24 protein-coding genes are annotated in these 23,000 nt (G+C 30.0%); 21 read left to right on the top strand and 3 right to left on the bottom strand.

Annotated features, from left to right (window positions below):
* Positions 1–251: 251 nt before the first annotated feature.
* Positions 252–2,177, bottom strand: a complete 1,926-nt coding sequence (locus tag N508_RS02135) for an ankyrin repeat domain-containing protein (RefSeq protein WP_023276438.1) — start codon at positions 2,175–2,177, stop codon at positions 252–254.
* Between the two features lie 316 nt (positions 2,178–2,493).
* Between N508_RS02135 and rho the strand changes: the two genes are divergently transcribed.
* The 21 genes from rho (at position 2,494) to N508_RS02030 (ending at position 21,170) form a co-directional block, all read left to right on the top strand.
* A complete protein-coding gene (gene rho / locus N508_RS02130) occupies positions 2,494–3,780 on the top strand; it encodes a transcription termination factor Rho (protein WP_023276437.1) in 1,287 nt (428 codons plus the stop codon).
* A gap of 45 nt (positions 3,781–3,825) precedes the next feature.
* A complete protein-coding gene (locus N508_RS02125) occupies positions 3,826–4,542 on the top strand; it encodes an SIR2 family NAD-dependent protein deacylase (protein WP_023276436.1) in 717 nt (238 codons plus the stop codon).
* Positions 4,543–4,841: 299 nt separating this feature from the next.
* A complete protein-coding gene (locus N508_RS02120; protein WP_023276435.1) occupies positions 4,842–5,402 on the top strand; it encodes an ATP-binding cassette domain-containing protein in 561 nt (186 codons plus the stop codon).
* 78 nt (positions 5,403–5,480) lie between these two features.
* Positions 5,481–5,633 carry a hypothetical protein gene (locus N508_RS02115; RefSeq protein ID WP_023276434.1) on the top strand — a complete coding sequence of 51 codons (153 nt, stop codon included), beginning with the start codon at positions 5,481–5,483 and terminating at the stop codon, positions 5,631–5,633.
* 246 nt (positions 5,634–5,879) lie between these two features.
* Positions 5,880–6,350, top strand: coding sequence for a ribosome maturation factor RimP (gene rimP / locus N508_RS02110; RefSeq protein ID WP_023276433.1), 471 nt, complete (start codon positions 5,880–5,882; stop codon positions 6,348–6,350).
* A gap of 8 nt (positions 6,351–6,358) precedes the next feature.
* Positions 6,359–7,666 carry a transcription termination factor NusA gene (gene nusA, locus N508_RS02105; RefSeq protein WP_023276432.1) on the top strand — a complete coding sequence of 436 codons (1,308 nt, stop codon included), beginning with the start codon at positions 6,359–6,361 and terminating at the stop codon, positions 7,664–7,666.
* A gap of 8 nt (positions 7,667–7,674) precedes the next feature.
* Positions 7,675–8,196, top strand: coding sequence for a YlxR family protein (locus N508_RS02100; RefSeq protein WP_023276431.1), 522 nt, complete (start codon positions 7,675–7,677; stop codon positions 8,194–8,196).
* Positions 8,177–11,149: a translation initiation factor IF-2 gene (infB, locus tag N508_RS02095; protein ID WP_023276430.1), complete on the top strand. Its 2,973-nt coding sequence runs from the start codon at positions 8,177–8,179 to the stop codon at positions 11,147–11,149. Before N508_RS02100 ends, infB begins: the two co-directional genes overlap by 20 nt.
* 1 nt (position 11,150) lies before the next feature.
* Positions 11,151–11,501, top strand: a complete 351-nt coding sequence (gene rbfA / locus N508_RS02090; RefSeq protein ID WP_023276429.1) for a 30S ribosome-binding factor RbfA — start codon at positions 11,151–11,153, stop codon at positions 11,499–11,501.
* Positions 11,501–12,394, top strand: coding sequence for a tRNA pseudouridine(55) synthase TruB (gene truB / locus N508_RS02085; protein ID WP_023276428.1), 894 nt, complete (start codon positions 11,501–11,503; stop codon positions 12,392–12,394). Before rbfA ends, truB begins: the two co-directional genes overlap by 1 nt.
* Positions 12,395–12,528: 134 nt before the next feature.
* Positions 12,529–12,984: a DUF302 domain-containing protein gene (locus N508_RS02080; RefSeq protein WP_023276427.1), complete on the top strand. Its 456-nt coding sequence runs from the start codon at positions 12,529–12,531 to the stop codon at positions 12,982–12,984.
* A 250-nt stretch (positions 12,985–13,234) separates the two neighbouring features.
* On the top strand, positions 13,235–13,948 hold the full coding sequence (locus N508_RS02075; RefSeq protein ID WP_023276426.1) for a uracil-DNA glycosylase: 714 nt from the start codon (positions 13,235–13,237) through the stop codon (positions 13,946–13,948).
* Between the two features lies 1 nt (position 13,949).
* A complete protein-coding gene (locus N508_RS02070) occupies positions 13,950–15,041 on the top strand; it encodes a flagellar assembly protein T N-terminal domain-containing protein (protein WP_023276425.1) in 1,092 nt (363 codons plus the stop codon).
* Positions 15,042–15,092: 51 nt separating this feature from the next.
* Complete coding sequence (locus N508_RS02065) at positions 15,093–15,692, top strand: LPP20 family lipoprotein (protein ID WP_023276424.1); 600 nt, start codon at positions 15,093–15,095, stop codon at positions 15,690–15,692.
* Positions 15,693–15,747: 55 nt separating this feature from the next.
* Positions 15,748–16,128, top strand: coding sequence for a hypothetical protein (locus tag N508_RS02060; RefSeq protein ID WP_023276423.1), 381 nt, complete (start codon positions 15,748–15,750; stop codon positions 16,126–16,128).
* A gap of 34 nt (positions 16,129–16,162) precedes the next feature.
* Positions 16,163–16,570: a hypothetical protein gene (locus tag N508_RS02055; RefSeq protein WP_023276422.1), complete on the top strand. Its 408-nt coding sequence runs from the start codon at positions 16,163–16,165 to the stop codon at positions 16,568–16,570.
* Positions 16,571–16,590: 20 nt separating this feature from the next.
* Entirely contained in the window at positions 16,591–18,135 is a 1,545-nt protein-coding gene (locus N508_RS02050; RefSeq protein ID WP_023276421.1) for a bifunctional aminoglycoside phosphotransferase/ATP-binding protein, read from the top strand.
* Positions 18,132–19,136, top strand: a complete 1,005-nt coding sequence (locus N508_RS02045; protein ID WP_023276420.1) for an MBL fold metallo-hydrolase — start codon at positions 18,132–18,134, stop codon at positions 19,134–19,136. Before N508_RS02050 ends, N508_RS02045 begins: the two co-directional genes overlap by 4 nt.
* Positions 19,137–19,140: 4 nt before the next feature.
* A complete protein-coding gene (locus N508_RS02040; RefSeq protein WP_023276419.1) occupies positions 19,141–19,950 on the top strand; it encodes an alpha/beta hydrolase in 810 nt (269 codons plus the stop codon).
* Positions 19,950–20,741, top strand: a complete 792-nt coding sequence (proC, locus tag N508_RS02035; RefSeq protein WP_023276418.1) for a pyrroline-5-carboxylate reductase — start codon at positions 19,950–19,952, stop codon at positions 20,739–20,741. The genes N508_RS02040 and proC overlap by 1 nt, the downstream gene beginning before the upstream one ends.
* Positions 20,742–20,753: 12 nt before the next feature.
* The gene (locus tag N508_RS02030; RefSeq protein WP_023276417.1) at positions 20,754–21,170 is read left to right on the top strand and encodes a hypothetical protein; all 417 of its coding nucleotides are present in this window, start codon (positions 20,754–20,756) and stop codon (positions 21,168–21,170) included.
* On the opposite strand, the gene N508_RS02025 is transcribed toward N508_RS02030, so the two are convergent.
* Together N508_RS02025 and leuB are read right to left on the bottom strand one after the other, a co-directional pair.
* Positions 21,167–21,931: a phosphatase PAP2 family protein gene (locus N508_RS02025; protein ID WP_143815539.1), complete on the bottom strand. Its 765-nt coding sequence runs from the start codon at positions 21,929–21,931 to the stop codon at positions 21,167–21,169. The genes N508_RS02030 and N508_RS02025 overlap by 4 nt on opposite strands.
* The gene (leuB, locus tag N508_RS02020; protein WP_023276415.1) at positions 21,882–22,961 is read right to left on the bottom strand and encodes a 3-isopropylmalate dehydrogenase; all 1,080 of its coding nucleotides are present in this window, start codon (positions 22,959–22,961) and stop codon (positions 21,882–21,884) included. The genes N508_RS02025 and leuB overlap by 50 nt, the downstream gene beginning before the upstream one ends.
* Positions 22,962–23,000 lie beyond the last annotated feature (39 nt).

Genomic DNA, 23,000 nt, shown 5'->3' with positions numbered 1-23,000 from the left:
TGTTTTTATATCATAAGTATAAAGCAGCTTCACAGCATATAACACACAATTACATAAAATACTATTATAAAGTTTATCTCAATCATCCCTTTATAAAATCTACAAATGAGTGCAGCAATTTAAGCAGTCGTTTAAGTTTTCATAAAATATATCATTAGCTGATTTATATTAAATAATTGTTTAAGATAAGCCTGATAATAAGTTATATTATCAGGCTTTAATATTTTTAAATATTTTATAATATTACTTATTTATTGTACAGGTTCTTCAATAATTAATTCTACATCTGAATTTTCATTCTTGCTGCTGTCATCATTATTTTTTTCTACAGTGTATGCGTCTTCTTCAGCTGTATTATATTCCGCAGGCTGTTCTACATCCCATGCTAACAAATCTTCTATATCAATCTTTAATGATGATGGATTTTTAAGTATTGCTTTCACTGGTTCACATTTAGAGACTCTGTCTGCAAAATCATAGGCATCATATTTTAAATCATTTTCACCAGTAATTCTTATATCTGTATTCGCTTTTGCAAGTATCAAATTACGGGCTGTATTTTCAGAGCATGCAATAGCTGCTGCAATTAATGGGGTAGCATCTTTTGGAAATGGTGGTATTTCATACATATATACAGCAAATGGAAGCTGGTTATCTATACCGCCTTTCATAATTCTTACAATCTGTGGGTTAAGTTCTTTTTCTGCATATCTTTTTGATTCAGATAATAAATAACCCCTTGCTTCAATATTTTCTGTTTTTATATTATATTTATTAAGTATATCGTTTACTGTTTTTATATTTTTTGCATTTTCAAATATTTCAATTGTTTTATCATCAGGCATTAAATCATACCTAGATGTAGTATTGCCTGCACTTGTTAAAAGAAGCCTTACAAGAGCTGCTTGATTTTTGCCATTATATTCTTTTATTACCACAGCAAGTGGAGTTAATCCATTATAATTTACTTTATCAATAAATGCTCCACCCTCTAATAATATTTTTGCTGTTGATAGATTACCTGCTCTAACTGCAGTATGAAGTGGAGTATCGCCATTACTATCCTGTATATTTAATATTTCAGTTTTCTCATTATAAAAAGCCATGGCTTTTAAAAGAGCATGATATTCCATAGCTGCAGCAATATGTGCAACAGTTGCTCCAGCTGGTAATTCACCATTTTCAACAGCTAATGGTGTATCTAATACAGTAGTTAAATTGCCGCTTTCAAGCATAGTTTTGATTTCTTTAATACCTGTTCCGCTTTGTTTGTAACCATTGATTAATGATTTAAAGAATGTATTTACTGGAATATCTGCTTTTTTTATTTCTTCATCCATGACATTATAGAAAAGGTAATCAATCAATGAAACTTTTACACCATCAAGAGTATACATTTGAGCAAAAAGTGAGCCAGTTTTATCAAAAAACAGTTTTGCAGCCTCATAGTTATTATTTTCTAAAGCTGTTACTATTGGAAGCAGATTATTTGGATTATTATTATCATTTTTAAAGAAGTTAATGCCACCTGCATACTTTAATATAACAGGTATAATATTATTTAATTTATTTTCAACAGCATAGTTCATAATTGTCTGCACTGGGATATATTCGCCATTATCTCCCATAATATTTATTATAGAGTTAGCTGCATATAATTCTGCTTTATTTTCATAAACTGCAGGGTTATCTTTTTCAAATTTGCGGACAGCTTTAAGGTAGTTTTCAAACATACCAGCCTGTTCTGCTTCGCCGCATTGGATAATAACAGCTGCAATAGAGTTGCCATTAATAGTTGTTTTCAAATCTGCACCTTTTTCTATTAAGTTATTAACAAGTGAAGGTGTGCAGAAAAGGGCAGCAATACCAAGTGGCGTTGCACCTTTTTGTATAGTAATTTGTTCATCATTTATTAAAAGTCGTTTTGCATGGCTTGGATAAGGTATTGTAACATTATCTTCAAGCTCTGCATTGATGCCTTTTTCTATTAATTTGTATAATAAATCATATTGTGGATTTTTAAATAGTGAAAGTGATTTTTCAAATTGAGTCATATCAGTTTTTTCTATAACCTGTTCACTGCTTGTATTATCAAGCTGTTTTTGTGTTTGCTCTTTTTTACAACCAAAAGAAAAAATAACAATAATAATTGCTGATAAAGTAATAAGTTTTTTCATAACTCTCTCCGTTACAATTTTTAATGAAATAAATTTTATCATATATTTTTTATTTAGTCATTAAAAAAATATTTATTTATAAAGCTGCTGTCATATAAAAATATATTTTATAAATTCTCTTGACAAACTTTTTAATATGTAATAATAAAGAGATATAGTTTATTCCATTATTTTCTAGAAGGTTCTGTATATTGTCAACCAATTTTTTAGTTAAATTTCAGTTACCTTAAAGTTTTGTTTGTTGCTTTATTCATGTATTTTTGTGTGAAAATATTTTTAAGTAATATATAAATGTTCATTAAACAGGGGTATATTTGTGAATCTTACAGAGTTAAAAAAGAAATCTATTGAAGATTTAGTGGCTATTGCTACTCAGCTTGAAATTGAAAATGCTGAAAACTTATTAAAACAAGAGCTTGTATTTGAAATATTAAAGTCAACAAGCATAAAAAATGGTCAGATTTATGGTCAAGGGGTATTAGAGATTTTACCAGACGGGTTTGGGTTTCTCCGCTCTCCAGACTATAACTATCTTCCAGGTCCTGATGATATATATGTATCACCTGCACAAATTAGAAGATTTGGTCTTAGAAATGGAGATACTGTTGCTGGTGAAATTAGACCACCAAAAGATAATGAAAAATATTTTGCACTTTTAAAAGTAGAAACAGTAAACTTTGATGCACCTACAAGACAAAGAAATCTGTTTGAAAACTTAACTCCTCTTTTCCCAGATGAAAGACTTGATTTAGAAGCAGATCCTACAAAATATGATACAAGATGTATAAATTTAATTGCTCCAATAGGTAAAGGGCAGCGTGGTTTGATTGTTGCACCTCCTAGAACTGGTAAAACTGTTCTTATGAAATCTATTGCGAGCAGTATCGCAAAAAATCACCCAGAAGTATATATGATACTTTTATTAATAGATGAAAGGCCGGAAGAAGTTACAGACTTTAAAAAAACTGTTGCAGCAATGACTGCAGAAGCTGTTAATGAAGGCAGAGAGCCTATGCAGGTAGAAGTTATATCATCTACTTTTGATGAGCCGGCATACAGACATGTGCAGGTAGCTGAAATGGTGCTTAATAAATCAAAACGGCTTGTAGAAAGTGGCAGAGATGTGGTTATTATATTAGATAGTATTACTCGTCTTGCAAGAGCATATAATGCTGTTGAGCCATCAAGTGGTAAAGTGCTTTCTGGTGGTGTTGATGCGAATGCATTGCATAAACCAAAACGCTTTTTTGGTGCTGCAAGAAATATTGAAAACGGTGGCAGTCTTTCTATTATTGCTTCAGCCCTTGTAGATACAGGTTCTAGAATGGATGAAGTTATTTTTGAAGAATTTAAGGGAACAGGTAATATGGAGCTTCATCTTGACAGGCGTCTTGTTGAACGCAGATTGTTTCCTGCTATTGATATTAATAAATCAGGCACACGCCGTGAAGAACTGCTGCATACTCAGGAAGAGCAGAATAAAGTATGGATATTACGCAGATTTTTGTCAAATATGAACCCTGTAGATGCAATGGAACTTGTGCTTGATAAAATGCGCGGCACAAAAACAAATGCTGAATTTTTAAATAATATGAGCAAATAAATTGTTATATGGGACATTATATGTCCCATTTTTTATAGGTGATGTATGGCTAAAATACTGTTTTTCAGTGGTGCAGGGCTGAGTGCAGACAGCGGACTTGGAGTATTCCGTGGTGGAAACGGTCTGTGGGATAAATATGATATTAATAAAGTCTGTAATATTGTAACATGGAGAGCAAATTATAACATGGTACATGAGTTTTACTCAAAAAGAAGATGCCAGTATGTTGATGCAGAGCCTAATAAAATGCATAAAGTTATTGCAGAATTGCAGAATAAATATGGGGAAGAAAAAGTTGTGGTTATTACCCAAAATATTGATAATCTTCTTGAGAAAGCAGGATGTAGAAAAGTTATGCATGTTCATGGTCATATAAATTATATTCACTGCACAGAATGTCTTAATGAAATATATATTGAAGGAGAATATAAGCCTTTAAAATGTGAAAAATGCGGTAGTGTAGAATTTAAACCATCTATAATATTTTTTGGTGAACAGGCACCAAAATATTATGATATGTATCAAGCATTTGCAGGATTAGAACATTGTGATGGTGTAGCAGTTATTGGAACAGAAGGTTCTGTAATCCCTATTGCACAAATCCTTGGCACAAAAACAAATGGTGTAAAAGCTGCAAGACTTTTATGCAACCTTGATAAATCGCCATATATTGATGACAGATTTTTTGATGAAGTTATTTATGAAAGGGCAGAACTTGCATCTGAAAAAGTAAGTGCATTTGCTGAAAATATTTTAAGATAATATAAAAAATGTGAACTTATCTGACTTGTGATATATAATTTAGATTTTTTGCCTTTAAAATCAGGCTCAAAATGACTTCTGCACAAAATTTTTAGATAAGTTTAAACCTTTAATTTTTAGCTGTGGAAGTGCAAACAAAAATAGAAAGTCTAATAAAAAGTATAAAATCTGATTTTGATGAAATATTCAAAAGTATGTTTAATATAAAAAAGATAGATATATAAAACATTATAAATGTAATGAATATTCAGCTTATGTATGATGGACTTATTAATAATTATGAAAAAGGCAGGTAGTTTTTGGAAGATATATTATTAAAAGTAGAAGATTTAGAAACTCTTGTAAACTCTAAAAAAGTAAATTTTTCAGCAGAAAAAGGTGATATAATATGTATTTTTGGACTTAATGGCTGTGGCAAAAGTGTGTTGCTTAAAACTTTATGTGGTGTAGTAGATAAAAAGCAGGGCAGTATACTATATAATATAGATAAAAAACAGCTTGGTGTATGTCTGCAGTTTCCAGAGCATTTGATATTTAAAGAAACAGCTCTTGAAGAAGCTGTGCTTATTATGGATAATAATGAAAATAGTGCAAAAAACTTACTAAAAGAGATTAATGCCAGTAAAGATATGAGTCCGTTTTATTTAAGTGACGGTCAAAAAAGGCTGCTTTTTATCTACGGCTATCTTGAAACAAAAGAATTGATTATGCTTGATGAGCCTTTTGTTTCACTTGATGATAATTCTAAAACAAAAGTTGCAGCAAAAATCAAAGAAGCAGCAGACGCTGGAAAATGTATAATATATACAGCAAACAGGGCTGTAGATAAAGAAACAGCAGATAAAATTATATATTTATAATACAAAAAGAGCAGTGTATTAAAAAACTTAGGTTTATTATATTTAAGTCCATTATTAGCAGGCTTAGGCTTATCATATATGAAAGATGTAAAAAATCAAAGAATGAAGTGGAATTTAAATACATACACTGGCATAATAGAGCTTTCTCAACTACTGCCTGCACAGACTGAAGAATATATAGAAAAATATAAATATATTCAATGTTATTATGGGATAACTGGTAAATTATAAAAACTATAAAAAATACTTGCTATTTCATAAAAAATATGGTAGAAAGTGCAAGAGCTTTTAAGAAGTAGCTTTATAAGGGTATTATCCCTTATTTCCGCTCATAAATAGTAAGTTATTTATGATGCTAGTAATATCTTGTGTTGCAGGATATTTCTTGTTGTAATTATTCTTATAATATTTATTCATATTATAAGATGTAGTTAGGCGGGTTGCTCCCGCCTATTTTTTTGTTTTAAGGAGTATAATTTGCGTATAACAATACCAAAAAAATTTATAGAATATGCAGAAAAAACTGCATGTAAATATAAATGTAAAGTGCTTGATATTACATTAAAACCTGAGAAAAAATCTTACACTTTGCGGGTAACAATTGATGGTGATGATACTTCCTTAAATATGTGTGCAGATATAAGCAGAGAACTTTCTAAATGGCTTGATAGTTATGAAAGTGAAATTAAATGTCCATCATATAATTTTGAAGTATCAAGTCCAGGACCAGACAGAAAACTGCATAAAGAGCATGATTTTATAAACTGTATTAATAAAATAGTTTATTTTGAGACAAAAACAAAAGCCAAAGACGGTCGTAAAAGATATAAAGGAAAAGTAATGTCATGTGAAAATGGTATTGTCCATATCTACACAAAAGAAGAAAGTGCAGAATTTGATATTGTCATTTCAGATATTGCAAAAGCCCGCATTGAATATGAATTTTAGGAGGAATAATGAGCAGCAGTAAAGAAATCATAAAAACTGTGGAAGATTTAGGCAGAGAAAAAGGTATATCTAGAGAAATATTAGCAGATGCTCTTCATGAAGCTATTGTAGCAGCTACTGTTAAGCGTATTGGTAAATATTTAGAACCAGAAGTTACTGTTGATTTAGATAAAGGCCTTATAAATATATTAATACCAAAAGAAGTATCAGAATCAGAAGAAAGCAACTGGTATGAAATAACTATGGAGGAAGCAAAAGAGTATAAAGAAAACCCACAGTATGGTGATATATTAATGGTGCCGACTACTCTTGATGCTTTAGGCAGACAGGCAGCTCTTGTTGCTAAGCAAAAACTTATTGAAAAACTAAAAGAAGCTGAAAAACAAGTTATATTAGATAATTTTCAAAACAAACTTGGTGAAATAGTTAATGGAACTATTTTAAAAACAGATAGAGATAATATTATTATTAATATTGGTAAAACTGAAGCTATACTCCCTAAAAAAGAAATGATACCCGGTGAATTTTTTAATAGAAATGACTATGTGCGTGCATTACTTTTAGATATTAAACTTGTTAAAAGCTGGCCACAGTTAATATTATCTCGTTCACATCCTAATTTTCTTAAAAAATTATTTGAAGCAGAGATACCAGAAGTATTTGAAGGTATTATTGAAGTTAAAGGTGCTGCAAGAGAGCCGGGAGACAGAGCAAAAGTTGCAGTATATTCTAAAAACTCTAATATTGACCCAGTAGGTGCATGTATTGGTGTTAAAGGTGCTAGAATATCAACTATTTCTGATGAACTTAAAAAAGAAAAAATTGATGTTGTTGAATGGTCTCCAGACCCAGTTAAATATGTATGTAATGCAATCAGTCCTGCTAATGTTTTATTAACAAATATTATTGAAGATGATAAAACTATAGAAATAGTTGTTCCTGATGACCAGCTTTCTTTAGCTATTGGCAAGAAAGGTCAAAATGTCCGTCTTGCAGCTATTTTAACTGAATGGCGTTTAGATGTATTAAAGGAAAGTGAATATGCAGAAATTAGAACAAGCCGTTTAGAAGAGCAGGAGCAGGAATTAAAAGCTTTTTATGAGCTTTATAATCTGGAAAATTTAGAAATTTTAAATCATGCTATGATTGCTAAATTAATAGAGCATGGTGTAGGTGATATAGAAAAACTTTCCAGTGCAAGTGTTGATGAAATTGTATCTTATTTAGAAATTTCTGAAGAAGCCGCTGTTGGTATAATCAATGCTGCAATAGATTATTTAACAGCAAAGCTTGATGAACTTGACGACGAAGAATAGGGTTTATATTGTCTAAGCCGAAAGAATACAGAGTTTGTGCATTTTGTGGTATAAGGCAGCATAAATCAAATTTATTAAGAATTACTCTGCCAGATATTTTTTTTGATTTTTGGCAGAATAAACAAGGCAGAAGTTTTTATGTATGCCCAAAACATACATGTATAAATAAAGTATTTAAAAAGAAAACTGTATATAAATATTTAGATGAAAGTGTAAATATAAATTTATTATATGATAAACTTAGAGAAAATATAAAAAATAATATTATATACAATATTAATAAGTTGTTTGAGAAATATGGTATTAATGATGCTTATATAAACACTGAAAAATTAGTTTTATTCAGGTATGATGTATTAATAAACAGCAGTAACAATATATTATTAGATAAAGCAGTTTATAATGGCAGTAAAAAATTATGCATTGTTTATGATAAATATACAGCAGATAAATTAATAAAATATAAAAACTTGATTACAGATATTGATGGTTTATTTTATGGAGAATTAAATGGCGTTAAAAAAAGTTAGTGATGTGGCGAAAAATGCAGGTATTAGTATTGAGGAAACTGTAAAAGTGTTACAGGCATCAGGTGTGCAGGTATCCAATGGTAATGATACTGTTAAAGATGAAGATGTAACAGCAGCTGGACTTGATAAAAGAGGACAGCTTGATAGAAGGCAGGAAATGCTTCAAAAAGCATTAGAACGCCATAAGAAAGGTGTTAAAATTAAAGAAGTAGTAGTGAGTAATAAAAATACTGGTGGCAGTCAGCAGGATGGTCCTAATATAAAATTAAGCAAAGAAGAACTGAAAAAGCGTAAAAAATTAATGGAGCAGCACATTAAAAAAGTTGATGAAGATAGAATTCAGTATAATAAAGAAAAAGCAGCTCAGCAATATAACCCGCAGAGTGTAAAAAAAACTACAGTAAAACAGGAAACAAAAGAAATGCAGACTGTTTCTACTGATGTGAAAACTACTGCTGTTAATCAAAATAATAATACTGCTAACCAAAATAATACTATTGCATCTAATAATAATGAAGCTTCTAAAAACAGCCATAAACAAAGCTACAACAAAAATACTCAAAGTCGTCAAAATTTTCAAAATAAAAACCAAGACCGTTCAAAAGAGCAAAAAAAGGACGACCGTAAAGATAAACCATTTAATAAAAATAAACCAAGTGATAAAAATAAAAGTTTTTCTAAAGATAGAAATGAGAAAACTGATAGACAATTTAATAAAGATAGAGATAAAAGTGATAAGCGTTTTCAAGACAGAGATAAAAACAGCTCAAGTGATAGATTTCGCGATAATAAAGGCGGAAAAAATCAGCAGACTGGCGGTCAGCAGAGAATGGGTAATGATAATGTATTTATAGCTGTTGATGAAGATAGAAAACGCATTGTTAAAAAGAAAGAAGACGAAAATAAAGATAAAGATAAAGAAAGTAAAAAAACAAAAAGTAAAAAAGATAGTAAACGCTCTAAAAGCTGGATAAAAACTATTAATGAAGGTATGGATGAGCTTACTATTGAAAATGAAGTAGATAGTTCGCCTGCTATTTCGCCAAATATTGATATTTCAGATTTATTAGATGTAGACCCTGATAGACAGCCAAAAAATAACAATTTTAATAAAAATAGATTAAATAAAAAAGTAAATAAAAAGCAGGATAAATCTCAAATAAAAGCATTTGTCCGTCCAGAAAAAATAGAAATAGGGGAATATATTGTTATATCTGAATTTGGCAGTTTAATAGGTGTTAAAACCACTGAGCTTATTAAAAAATTATTTTCTATGGGCATTATGGCTAGTGTTAATCAGTCAATAGATGCTGAAAGTGCTCAGCTTTTAGGTCTTGAATATGGTGTAGAAGTTACTATTAAAACTATTACAGAAGATGATTTGCTGCCAGTATATGATGATAAAGAAGAAGATTTGGAAAAACGCCCGCCAATTGTTACAGTTATGGGACATGTTGATCATGGTAAAACTTCTCTTTTAGATGCTATTCGTTCAACAAGTGTTGTATCTGGTGAAGCTGGTGGTATTACTCAGCATATTGGTGCATATGAAGTAGAATGCAGCAATGGAACTGTTACATTTTTAGATACTCCAGGTCATGAAGCATTTACAACACTTCGTGCTCGCGGTGCATTATTAACAGATATAGTCATTTTAGTTGTTGCAGCAGATGATGGTGTTAAACCACAGACAAAAGAAGCTATTGACCATGCAAAAGCAGCTGGTGTTCGTATAGTTGTGGCAATTAATAAAATAGATAAAGATGGAGCAAATTCTGATAAAGTTAAACAGCAACTGGCAGAATATGGCATTATCCCAGAAGAATGGGGCGGAGATTATCAATTTCAAGAAATTTCTGCAAAAAAACGCCTGCATATTGATGATTTATTAGATAGAGTTATGCTTGAAGCAGAAATACTTGATTTAAAAGGCAATAAAAACAGACCTGCAGAGGGTGTTGTTATTGAAAGCCGTCTTGATAAACAAAAAGGACCTGTTGCAACAGTGCTTGTTAAAAATGGTACTTTAAGACGCGGCGATACATTTATTTCAGGTTCTCAATTTGGCAAAGTAAGAGCTATGTTTAACTATAAAGGCTTATCTATAAAAGATGCTGGTCTATCTATTCCTGCTGAAGTTATGGGCTTCAGCGAACTTCCAGAAGCAGGTGAGAAATTTATTGTAACTGACGAAAAAACAGCAAAACAAGTTACAGAATTAAGAGCTAAGCTTGCAAAAGAACAGCAGATGGCTGACAGGGGTAAACTTTCACTTGCTGACTTCTTTAGTAAAATGAAAGATGGCGAATTGAAAGAATTAAATATTGTATTAAAAGCAGATGCACAAGGCTCATTAGAAGCATTATCATCATCTCTTTTAAAACTTTCTAATAAAGAAGTAAAAGTAAGCATTATACATGATGGTATAGGTGCAATTAATGAGTCAGATATATCTCTTGCTGTTGCATCAAGTGCTATTATAATAGGCTTTAATGTTCGTCCAGATGCAAAAGCAAAACAGTCTGCAGAAAGAGAAAAAATAAATATTGAACTTTATTCAGTAATCTATAAAGCAATAGATGATGTGAAACTTGCTCTTGAAGGTCTGCTTTCACCAGAAGTGAAAGAAAATATTATAGGTCATATAGAAATCAGACAAATATTCTCTGCACCAAAAGTTGGTAAAATTGCAGGTTGTTTTGTTACTGACGGTAAAGTTACTAGAAACTCAAGTGTAAGAGTTATTAGAGATTCTATTGTAATTTTTGATGGTAAATTAAGCTCATTAAAACGATTTACTGATGATGTAAAAGAAGTTGTTGCAGGTTATGAGTGTGGTTTAACTATTGAAAAATATCAAGATATTAAAGAAAATGATGTATTAGAAGTATATGAAGTGGTTGAAGAAAAAAGAACACTAGAAGATGTAGCCAAAGACGAAAAAGAGAAGTAGTATGCAGGAAACATTAAGAACAAAACGATTTGCGGAGCTAATAAGGCAGGAAGTATCAAATGTAATAAGGGATAGTGTTCATGATCCAAAAGTAAAAGATGTAGTTATTACTGCTGTAAAAGTAAATGTTGACTTAGATTTAGCAAGAATATACTGGACTACATATAATAATGATGCATTAAAAGGTATACAGGCAGGTTTAGAGCGTTCTGCAGGGTTTATTCGTAAAGAAATATTAAAATCTGTCCGCAGCAAAAAAGTGCCAAAATTAGAATTTATTATAGATGATTCCAGACAAGAAGCAGACAGAATAGACGGTCTGCTTAGCTTAATAGAAAAGGAAAACCATTAATGAATGGTATTGTAAGTGTATATAAAGAATCTGGTATGACATCTTTTGATGTTGTAGCAAAAATACGACGCCTTTTTAATGTATCAAAATGCGGTCATCTTGGAACACTTGACCCTATGGCAGAAGGTGTTCTTCCTATTTTAACCGGATATGCAACAAGATTTGCAGATTATTTATCAAGTGTAGATAAAGAATATATTGCAGAATTTAAACTTGGGGAAAGAAGTCAAAGTTATGATAACACTTCAGAAATAGAAAAAGTTTCAGATAAAATTGTTAGTGTGGAAGATTTAAAAAATACTTTCAGCTCTTTAACTGGTAAAATATCTTTAAAAGTTCCAGCATATTCTGCTAAAAAAATAAATGGTGTTAGAGCTTATAAGCTTGCACGGAAAGGCGAGATAGAAGATGCTGGTCAAAAAGAAATGGAAATATATTCTATTGACCTTTTAAACTATGAATATCCATTTGGTATAATGAAAGTATCATGCGGTAAAGGCACATATATAAGAAGTATAATAAATACTATTGGCGAGCGTTTAGAAACTGGTGCATTGATGAGTGGTCTTATTCGTTCAGCTAATGGAGTATTTAAATCTAATAAATCTTATAAAATTTCTCAGCTTGAGCAGCTTTCTGAAGAAAATAAATTATCACAAGCAGTTATTCCTGTTTATGATGTGTTAGAATGGGGCAGAGTTGTTATTAAGGACAGCTTTATTAAACACATAAAAAATGGTGTTTCTCCAAATAAAGATTCTTTTTTATTTTTTCCTATAGAGCATAAAGGCAGTAATTTTTTTATAATGGATAATAAAGGGAATTTACTTGCAGCTGCAGAAAGATGTGAAAGTTCAGACCATCCATTAAAGTTGAATATTGTAATAAATTAAATTTTTTTTAATTTTTTATTAATAATAGTAATCAAAACTAATTATGTAGAAATTGTTATTTTTTTGGTTATGTTTATTGATATGTTCATTTCTATGTGCTAATTTTATGAAATTCTAAAAAGGAGTAAAATTGTATGAAAAAGTTTAAATTTTTAACTATCGCTGTTTTTGTATTAGGTTTTGCTGCTGTTTCTTTTTCTGCAGGCCATACTACAGCAATTGAAAGTAAATATGATTACAAAACAACAGTAGAAAAAACAATCAATGCTGTTAAAGCAAATAAAAAAGCAACATTATTTGCAGTAATTGACCATGGTGAGAATGCAAAAAAATTAAATGCTGAAATGGGTCGTGGCACATTAATAATTTTTGGAAACCCTGCTTTTGGTGCTTCTTTTATGAAAGAATACCCACAGGCTGGTATTGATTTACCTTTAAGAATATACATTTTTGAAGATAAAGGCAAAGTATATTTTTCTTATATTAACCCAACTGACATAGCTAAAAACTATAAAGGTGCAGATAAACATGAATTTATCAAAGGCACACAAAATATGTTAGATGGTATGGCAAAAAATATTATTAAATAATTTTTATAGTATGTCTATTTACTTTTTACCCTGTGTTATATGCACAGGGTTTTTTTATAAATTTTTATAATTTCTTAAAAAGTTATTGAATTTAATTGTAAGAAATAAATATAATCTTATTTACTGATGTTTTTATGTATTTAGTTATTTATAATTCAGATTTGTATTAAAATCATACATCATTATCAGACTAAAATATAAGTTGTTAAATATCAAATTATAGTATATAACAGTATGAAAGGTGATGTTTATGAGTTCATTTTTTCATAATCCTAAATCTATTTTGTTTGGCTTAGATGATATTATGGCACAGGAAAATAAGTTAAATTGTATAAAACAAGAAAGTAATATGTTAAATAGTAATGTAATATTAGATAATGGTTTATCAAAACAAGAACAGTTGGATAAATTAAAAGTAAGTTTTACAGATTGTGATAAATGCGGGCTTGCTGCTACTAGAACAAATATTGTTTTTGGTAATGGTAATGCTGATACACGATTAATGTTTATAGGGGAAGGTCCGGGAGCTGATGAAGATGCTCAAGGGCTTCCTTTTGTAGGCAGAAGCGGCAAGCTTTTAACTAAAATGATTAATGCAATGGGTTTAAGTAGAGATGATGTGTATATTGCAAATATAGTTAAATGCAGACCACCAAATAATAGGAACCCATTAGCAGAAGAAGCTCAAGCATGCATAGGCTATTTAAGAAGCCAGATACAAATAATTAACCCTGAAATAATTGTATGCCTTGGCTCTGTTTCTCTTAATTTTTTGCTGCAGCCAGAAGGGAAAATAAAACTTGAAATTAGTAAACTTCGTGGCAAATGGCAGAATTTTTACGGATATAAAGTGCTTCCTACTTTTCATCCGTCATATCTTTTAAGAAATCCTTCTAAAAAGCGTGAAGCATGGTATGATTTGCAAGTAGTAATGAAAGAGTTAGGCTTAGAGGTGCCAAAGTAAGGTGATTAGACTCAATATTATTTTGTTATTACTTTTTATTTTCTATATTGGCACTGTTTTTGCTATTGAAATAGAAACAACTGGTGAAGCTTTAATTATAAATAATGATAAGTCATCAGCTAAAGCTATGGCTTTATCAAGAGCTAAATGGACTGCTGTAGAAACAGTAAGCCCTGCAAAAGTAAAGATAGATACAATTATTAATAATGCAGAGATTGCAGATGAAGCTGTTAAAACTGAGCTTTCTGCAACAATAAAATCTTATAATATTGTAGAAGAATATGTAAAAGATAATAAATATATTATAAAAATTAAAGCAGATGTTATTCCAGAAAAGGTAGAAAATCTTATTGATGTAATATCAAGTGATACATCAATTTGTGTAATGATTGCAGGCAGTATGCCTGAAAATAATAAACTGTTATTTGATAATGCTTTTAATATGGCAGTAATAAAACAGCTGGAAGAAAAGGGATTTAATGTTAATTTAGTTGATTACAGCTTAATTACATCAAACAATTTTAATGCTGCTTTTAATAATACTACATATAAAAGTATAGATAATTTAATAAAAAATGAAATGTGCAGGAACATTTTGCTGGGTATTCTATCTATTATAGATATGGGAAATAATGCAGGCTATGGCACTGTTTCTTTTAAAATGGTTTCTGGTGAGCTTAACTGGAAACTTATAGAAAAAGAAAATAATAAAATAAAAATATTAAACAGCGGTTTTTTTTCAGGCAGGTCACAGGGAGCAACGCTGAATAATGCCGCAGTTAATATATATAAAAGTATGGCAAATAATACCGCAGTTAAACTTGTATCTCAGGTTTCTGAAAAAGTGCTTGGAGATAATTATAAATCAATTAGAATTGTTTTAACTGGGGCAAATACTTTAATTGATGATTTAGCTGATTTAAAAAATGATTTGAAAAATATTCCTTTTGTTTTACAGGTAAAAGAACAGGATGATTCATCTTTAATTGTGGACTATCCTGATAAATCTTATTATTTAGCTGTATTTTTAGAAAAAGATAATAAATATAAAGTAACAAAACTAAGTTATAATGAACTTATTATTAGAAAATAAACATTGAATATAACAAAAAAGTAGTTATATTTAAGTATATGGAGGAATTTTATGAAAAAAATATTGTTACTTGTTTTAGTAATAACATCATTAGTTATTGCAGGTTGTTCTTCAAAAAATAAGACAGTTTCAGCTGCTCAGTTTAATAAGTGCTACAAAGATGCACCATCATGGGTGATTATGGGTGGAGCAGAAGGTGGTCTTTCTGCAGTTGGCAGTGCTCAAATTGGTAATGCTGGACTTTCTTTTGCAAGAACAGAAGCACTTGCAAACGGCAGAGATGAAATAGCTCGTATGCTTCAGCTAAAAGTAAGCAATATGGTCAAAAACTTTACTCAAACTACAGGTATTGGAGATGCTCAAACAGTAGATAAAGTATCTTCTAATGTTTCTCGTCAGTTAGCAAACCAAACATTAACAGGCTCAAAAGCAAAGCAAACATGGATATCTTCAGAATGTAATGAATTATTTATACTTGTAGTTGCAGATGCTCCTGCAATGGAAGAAGATATTAAAGCTCAAATCACATCAAGCTATCGTAATGAACAGGCATTATGGCAGCAAATTCAAGCTAAAAATGCTTTAAAAGAGATGGATGAGCAGATTGAAAAGGTAATGAAAACTCCTAATAATCAGTTAGATGGATATTAAAATTTACAGGCGGATTTTATCCGCCTTTTTCATTTTTTCTTCCTGTGCTGTTTGTATGTTTTTTTCAAGCTGTGCTTCTAAATACAGCACCAGTAGTTATGCATCTGATATTCAGGTTCCTGAATGGGTAATTAATCCTTCAAGAAATGGTTTAATTGGTGGTGTTGGTTATTGTGCTGCACATATTAATGGATATGCAGGTCAAAAAGAACTAGCTTCAAAAAGAGCATTGGAAGATATTGCCCGTCAAAAAGGTGTTTTAGTTAATTCAATATTACTTGTTTCTTCTAAATCTTTAAATAATACAAAACTTCCTGATACTACTTCAAAAAATATTTCAAGTTATAAAACTCAGCAAAATGTAAAAGCTTATATTAAAGAAATTTGGGTGCATCCAGTAAGTAAAGAAATGTATATTTATATGATTGCAGAATAATTTGAAACCTGTTATATAATATAAAGAGGGTTTTATGAAAATTATTTCTTTCTTTTTTTATATAAATATCATATTCTTATTATTACCAAGAATATCTTTTGCAGATGAAATACCTGAATGGGTGTTGATGCCTGATATTAATGGATATTCTTACTGTGCAGCAGGCTCTGCACCAAAAAACAGTAATATTTCCCTGCAAAAAAAAATTGCTAGAATGAATACACTAGCAGAACTTTCAAAGGCTGTTGAAATAAGTATTTCTAATGAATTAGAAGTGAAAAAGACTGTAGAAAGCAGAAATAATAAGCAGACAAACATTGAAAAAGATATGACTACATCATCAAGGCAGCGTTCTAATACAGTTATAAGTGATGCTGTTGAAATAGATAGTTTTCTTGATAATAATACTGGTATCTTGTATTTAAGAATGTGTATAAAATAAATAAAATAAAGGATATTATTATGAACAGTAAGGATTTATCATCTTCAGTTATCATTTTAAAAAATATTACAGGAGCAAAAATTGTAAAAGAAACACATATTTCTTATGCTGTAATAGGTGATGAATATGTTTATAAAATTAAAAAGCCTGTAGATTTTGGGTTTCTTGATTACAGGCTTGCTAAAAGCAGAAAAATGTATAGTATTTTAGAAAAAGATTTAAATGATAGATTTTCAAAAGATATATATTTAGAAGTTCTTAAAATAGTAAGGCAGAATGAAAAAGATTTTGCACTTGTTCCTGTGGAAAGTTCTTTAACTGCAATAGAATATGTATTAAAAATGAAACGCATTAAAGATGAAGATTTTCTTCAAAAAAGAATAGAAGACGGACTTATTACTTTTGATGATATGTATAGAATAGGAAGTCAGGTTGCTTTACTTTTTAAAAATTTAGAACCTGCACCAAAAGACGAAGAGTTTGATACTCATTTTGATGTGATTAAATTTAATGCTGTTGAAAATTTTAACCAAACAGAAAAATATATTTCATCATTAATTGATAAAGAAAGTTATGACTATATCATGGTAAAAACTCTTGGTTTTCTTGAAGAGAATAAAGATATTTTTGTTAAAAGGGCAGAAGATGGCTATATTAAAAATGGTCATGGTGATTTAAGGCTTGAACATATTTATTTTAATGATGATGAAACAGTTGGGTTAATAGACTGCATAGAATTTAATAAAAGGTTCCGTTTTAATGATGTAATTTCAGAAGCTTCATTTTTATCTATGGAGCTTGACAGTATGGATAGAACAGATTTAGCAGACAGCTTTTTGTCTGGATTTTTATCTGTTTTTGATGATGAATTAAGTTTAAAATTAATAAACTATTACAGATGTTATCTTGCTTATGTAAGAGCAAAAGTAACATGTTTTTTAGTTGACGGAAAAGATAAATCATGGGAATTATATGATGGAAAAGTCAATGAAATAAAAAAATTAATAGATATGTCTTTATTTTATGCAAAATCCATGGAGCAGAATAATCTTGTATTTTTTGGTTTAATGGGAACAGGTAAATCAAAAAATGCAAATGCTTTTGTAAAGCGTTTTCCTGCTGCTTTATTCACTTCTGATGCAGTTAGAAAAGAAATGGCAGGCATAGAAATCACTACACGACAGTATCTAAACTGGGATACAGGTATATATTCTTTTGAAAATTCTTTAAAATTATATAATGAGCTTGGACGGCTTGTAGAAGAAAAACATAAAATAGGCAGGATGAGTATTGTAGATGCATCATATACAAAAAAAGAATATTTAGAAGAATATACAAAACACAATACTGGAAATATTACTTTTATTGAGTTTGATGCACCAAAAGATATAATTATGGCAAGGCTTAAAAAAAGAGAAAAATTAACTACTATTACTGACGGCAGAATAGAAATAGCTGAAAAACAAAGAAAAACATCTAATAAACCAAAAGCTGATTTAACTATAATTACAACTGGAAATGTAGATGATAATATAGAGGAAATAAAGAAATTTTTAATAAAATGAAATCAAATTATACAATAAGAAGGCTTAACTCTCCATTTGATGATAGTGGCATATTTGTTAGAAATGTATATATGAAAAAAGCACTTCTTTTTGACTGCGGCAGGCTTGGAAATATTGATAATTCAGAAATAAATGATATTTCTCATGTATTTATAAGCCACACCCATATAGACCATTTCAGTGGGTTTGACAGGTTTTTAAGAACAGCTTTGCTTTCCGGTAATAAAATTACTTTTTTTGGTCCTTCTGGGTTTATTAATAATGTAAAAGGAAAGCTGGCTAGTTATACATGGAACCTTATATATGATTATGATATTACTTTTATTGTAATAGAATTATCTGAAAATGGTATGAAAGGTGCAGAATTTGCTGCAAAAAACGGTTTTAAGGAAGAAAGCTTTACAGTTAATAATAATCATCTTATATTAAATAATGATTTTTCTTTGGAATATGAATTTTTTGACCATGGGACTATATCTGCAGGTTACAGAGTAAAAGAGCCAAAGCGTATATCTATTAATAAGGATAAAATGGAAGAATATGGTTTTGTAAAAGGTCCATGGGTTAAATTATTAAAAGAAGCATTATTATATAATAAAAGCAACGATATAATAAATGTCAATACAGTTTATGGTATTAAGCAGTATTATATTAATGAACTTGCAGAAAAGCTGGCAGGGTATCCTGTATGTCAGGATATTACATATATTACAGATATTGCTCCAAGTTTTTCTAATTATAAAAAGGCAGTAAAACTTGCAAAAGACAGCTATATATTATTAATTGAGTCTGTTTTTATGAATAATGATGTAATACATGCAATAGAAAAAAATCATTTATCAATAGGAGTTTCAAAAGCAGTATATAAAAATTCAAATTCTACTTATGTTTCATTTGGTCATTTTGCACCAAAATATGATAGAATGAGAGATGTTTTTTTTCAAGAATTATATACTGATTTAGATATGGATAAAATAATAAAATTAGAGTTAAACAGGTGAATAATTGCTGTATCCATTTAAAAAAATAGAAAAGTCAATAGAAGAAATTTATAACTTTGATTTATTAACAGCAGAAAGTGCTGGTGTTGCAGATGATGGTAATAAACCATATTTTCGTAAACATTCAGATAAAGGTGTGCTTTTAATTCATGGATTTGCAGCTTCACCAAATGAGCTTTTGCCACTTGCTTATGAGCTGGAAAAATATGATATTAGTGTTTATGTTGTAAGAGTTGCAGGTCATGGCTGCACACTTGATAATTTTTATAAAACTAATTATTTAGACTGGTATGAAAGTATTTCTGCAGGATATAATACTCTTGCTTCATATTGTAATAAAATATGTATAGCAGGGCAGTCTAATGGTGGTTTATTAGCTACAGCTGCAGCAAAATTTAATAAATGCGACTGCCTTGCACTTCTAGCACCTGCATATAAGGTGAATATACCATGTTTTTTTCTTATATCTTATATAAGAAAAATTATTAAAAATATTCCAAGGCATATAAATGAATTAGAATACAACTATCCTGTTTTTCCAACAGAGCAAACTTATCAGCTGAAACTGTTGCAGGATGAAATATCAAATTATGTTAAAGATATTAATATACCAGTTCTTCTTGCTGTTTCTGAAAAAGATGTGTTAATATCACCAAAAGAAGCAGAAAAAAAAGTAAATGAAATGGTATCAAATGATAAAACAATATATAAATATAATAATAAATTATATAATGTAAAACATATTTTAACAGAAAAACATTCAGTTAAAATTATCAGTGATATAGCAGAATGGATAAAGGAGAAATTAGTATAATGTTAGGAATAATAGGGGCAGGAAATATATCAGAAGCCATAATTGCTGGTATATTAAAATCAAAAACATTAGACTGCAAAAATATAGTAGTATCAAACTATAATCAAAGCAAAGCTGAAAAATTATCATTAAAATATGGTGTAACAGCAGCAGATAATATAGAAGTAATTAAAAAAAACAGTATTATTTTACTTGCAGTTAAACCTTATGCTTTAATTAATGTTTTGGAACTGTATCAAAATGAGCTTGCAGATAAAGTTATCGTGTCAGTCGCTTCAGGAATAAGTATAAATGATATGGAAAATGTAAATAAAAGGCTTAAAATAATTAGAACTATGCCTAATACACCAGTTCAGATATGCAAAGGTGTTTTAGCGTATGTATATGGTGCAAATATAGTAGAAAATGATAAAAACATTTTTAAAACGATTTTTTCTAAATTAGGTATGTTCATTGAGATAGATGAAAGCAAAATAGATGCAGTATCATCATTAACAGGATGCTCTCCTGCATTTATATACCAGATAATAGAAGCAATGAGTGATGCAGGTGTAAAAATGGGACTTCAACGAGAACTTGCCATATCATTATCAGCTATGGCAGTGCAGGGCTCTGGTGGTATGGTTTATAATACAGAAATGCATCCTGCTGTATTAAAAGATAAAGTTACATCACCAGCAGGCTCTACAATAGAAGGACTGGCAGAGTTAGAATCAAAAGGTGTAAGAGGTGCAGTAATTTCTGCATTATATAAAGCATACGAAAAAACATTATTATTTTCAAAAAAATAAGGCAGGTAATTTATGAAAAATATAGTATCTACAATAATAGTTTTTGGCACAGTTTTTATACTGATAATAGCAGGAGCATTTATATTTGATAAGTTTAATGGATTTGGTTTAATAGATAATGTAGACAGCTCTCTTAATAATGGTATAAAAAAAGTTCTTGAAAGTGAAGATGACAATACTGACGATAATAATAAATTTGATGAAATAAAAGATAATACTGTAACAAATAATTATATAAAAGATAATATTTCAGATAATACAACAAATGATAACAGCAGTAAAAATTCAGAAATTACTACTGATGATAATATTTCATATACTGATAATTCATCAGATAATATAACAATAGATAATAATAGTTTATTAATGGATAACGAAAGTAATAATAATATTCCGTCTGATAATGTATCAGACAGAATATATCTTTAATTTTTTTGAATTATATCAGGCAGCTGGTCATTAGGATAGAAAAATTTATAAATTAATGTAATAGTAAGCCATGTGAAAAAAAATGCAAATACTACATCTGTAAAAAAATGCTTTCCTTGAAAAATCCTTACAAAGCCAACTAATGCACCAAATATAAATCCTGATGTGCAGATAATGTGCCTTAATCTGTTTCTAAAAAGCAGCCCTATCACCATAAATGTAAAAGCAAAAGCAGCATGACCTGAAACGAATGAGCAGTTGTTCTCGCACTGGTTAGATATTACAAATGGTGGCTGAAAAACTGCTGTTCCACCATACTCTGTAATATGAATTGGACGCGGTCTGCCTACATTCTCTTTTAATATACTGTTTACAACAATACCAGGAGCCATAATAACTACAACTATAAAAAATATTACAGCTTTTCTTGGCATACCAAAAGGTTTAATATTTTTAAATAAATTTAAAAGAAGCATAACAAGAAGCAGTAAAATAACTGCAATAGTTAAATAGTATGCTCCTTCATATATTATAAGCCCAAAAGTATTATCTGCAAGATAAAACCCATTTTCATTATAAAAAAGATTTGTAATAAGAATATCTATATAAGAGAATTTATATGCAAGTATTCCCAGCACTATAAAAAGTGCCAGAAATACTTTGTGTTCTATTATATATTCTTTGAGTAAAGTTAATATTTTTTTGACCATATTATTTAATTCTGCTGATGATTTCATTACCCATTTCAGATGTGGAAACAATTTTCACACCTTTTGATTCACCAGCAATATCACGAGTGCGTATATTTGCAGATAATGTATCTGCAACAGCATGTTCTATTGCTTTTGCTTCTGTATCAAGTTTAAAACTGTATCGCAGCATTAATGCAGCAGAAAGAATTTGTGCAATAGGATTTGCAATACCCTGTCCAGCAATATCTGGAGCAGAACCGCCAATAGGCTCATATAAACCGAAACCACTTTCATTAATAGATGCAGATGGAAGCATACCAAGCGAGCCTGAAAGCATAGCTGCCTCATCACTTAAAATATCACCAAACATATTTTCTGTTAAAATAACATCAAATTGAGCAGGCCAGCGGACAAGCTGCATTGCTGCATTATCAACAAACATATGGCTTAATTCTATATCAGAATACTCTTTTTCATGAAGCTCTGTAACAATTTTTCTCCATAATATACTTGTCATAAGGACATTTGCTTTATCAACACTACATACTTTTTTATTACGAAGTCTGGCTGCTTCAAAAGCTTTTACAGCAATTCTTTTGATTTCTTCTTCTTTATATGCCATAGTATCAACAGCAGATTTTCCATCTTCTGCAATTTTTTTTGGCTGACCAAAATAGATACCACCAGTTAATTCTCTAAAAAATATTATATCTATGCCGTCTTTTACAAGTTCTTGTTTAAGTGAGCTTGCATGAGAAAGGCTTGGAAATATTTTAACAGGACGCAGGTTTGCAAATAAATTAAAATGTTTTCTTAAAGGAAGCAATGCCCCTCTTTCAGGTTGTTTTTCTGGTGGTAAATTTTCCCATTTAGGTCCACCAACAGAGCCAAAAAGCACTGCATTAGAGTTTTCACATAATTGAATTGTTTCTTCAGGCAGCGGCAAGCCTGTTTTATCATAAGCTATGCCTCCAACATATCCTTCTTTAAATTCAAATGTATGATTATATTTTTTTGCTATAACATCAAGCACTTTAAGTGCTTCTGCCATAACTTCTGGTCCGATACCGTCACCAGATAATACTGCAACTTTATTCATTATTGCCTCCAAAAATAATTTAAACAAATTGAGTTTATA

The organism is Mucispirillum schaedleri ASF457, assembly GCF_000487995.2.
GTDB lineage: Bacteria > Chrysiogenota > Deferribacteres > Deferribacterales > Mucispirillaceae > Mucispirillum > Mucispirillum schaedleri.
This window is presented reverse-complemented; position numbering and strand designations above follow the sequence as displayed.

What these genes read in the sequence shown, in the direction of transcription:
- N508_RS02135 (WP_023276438.1), bottom strand. Translation starts at nt 2,177, where the DNA reads ATGAAAAAACTTATTACTTTATCAGCAATTATTATTGTTATTTTTTCT.
- N508_RS02125 (WP_023276436.1), top strand. Translation starts at nt 3,826, where the DNA reads ATGGCTAAAATACTGTTTTTCAGTGGTGCAGGGCTGAGTGCAGACAGC.
- N508_RS02115 (WP_023276434.1), top strand. Translation starts at nt 5,481, where the DNA reads ATGAAAGATGTAAAAAATCAAAGAATGAAGTGGAATTTAAATACATAC.
- nusA (WP_023276432.1), top strand. Translation starts at nt 6,359, where the DNA reads ATGAGCAGCAGTAAAGAAATCATAAAAACTGTGGAAGATTTAGGCAGA.
- infB (WP_023276430.1), top strand. Translation starts at nt 8,177, where the DNA reads ATGGCGTTAAAAAAAGTTAGTGATGTGGCGAAAAATGCAGGTATTAGT.
- rbfA (WP_023276429.1), top strand. Translation starts at nt 11,151, where the DNA reads ATGCAGGAAACATTAAGAACAAAACGATTTGCGGAGCTAATAAGGCAG.
- truB (WP_023276428.1), top strand. Translation starts at nt 11,501, where the DNA reads ATGAATGGTATTGTAAGTGTATATAAAGAATCTGGTATGACATCTTTT.
- N508_RS02080 (WP_023276427.1), top strand. Translation starts at nt 12,529, where the DNA reads ATGAAAAAGTTTAAATTTTTAACTATCGCTGTTTTTGTATTAGGTTTT.
- N508_RS02075 (WP_023276426.1), top strand. Translation starts at nt 13,235, where the DNA reads ATGAGTTCATTTTTTCATAATCCTAAATCTATTTTGTTTGGCTTAGAT.
- N508_RS02065 (WP_023276424.1), top strand. Translation starts at nt 15,093, where the DNA reads ATGAAAAAAATATTGTTACTTGTTTTAGTAATAACATCATTAGTTATT.
- N508_RS02060 (WP_023276423.1), top strand. Translation starts at nt 15,748, where the DNA reads ATGTTTTTTTCAAGCTGTGCTTCTAAATACAGCACCAGTAGTTATGCA.
- N508_RS02055 (WP_023276422.1), top strand. Translation starts at nt 16,163, where the DNA reads ATGAAAATTATTTCTTTCTTTTTTTATATAAATATCATATTCTTATTA.
- N508_RS02050 (WP_023276421.1), top strand. Translation starts at nt 16,591, where the DNA reads ATGAACAGTAAGGATTTATCATCTTCAGTTATCATTTTAAAAAATATT.
- N508_RS02045 (WP_023276420.1), top strand. Translation starts at nt 18,132, where the DNA reads ATGAAATCAAATTATACAATAAGAAGGCTTAACTCTCCATTTGATGAT.
- proC (WP_023276418.1), top strand. Translation starts at nt 19,950, where the DNA reads ATGTTAGGAATAATAGGGGCAGGAAATATATCAGAAGCCATAATTGCT.
- N508_RS02030 (WP_023276417.1), top strand. Translation starts at nt 20,754, where the DNA reads ATGAAAAATATAGTATCTACAATAATAGTTTTTGGCACAGTTTTTATA.
- leuB (WP_023276415.1), bottom strand. Translation starts at nt 22,961, where the DNA reads ATGAATAAAGTTGCAGTATTATCTGGTGACGGTATCGGACCAGAAGTT.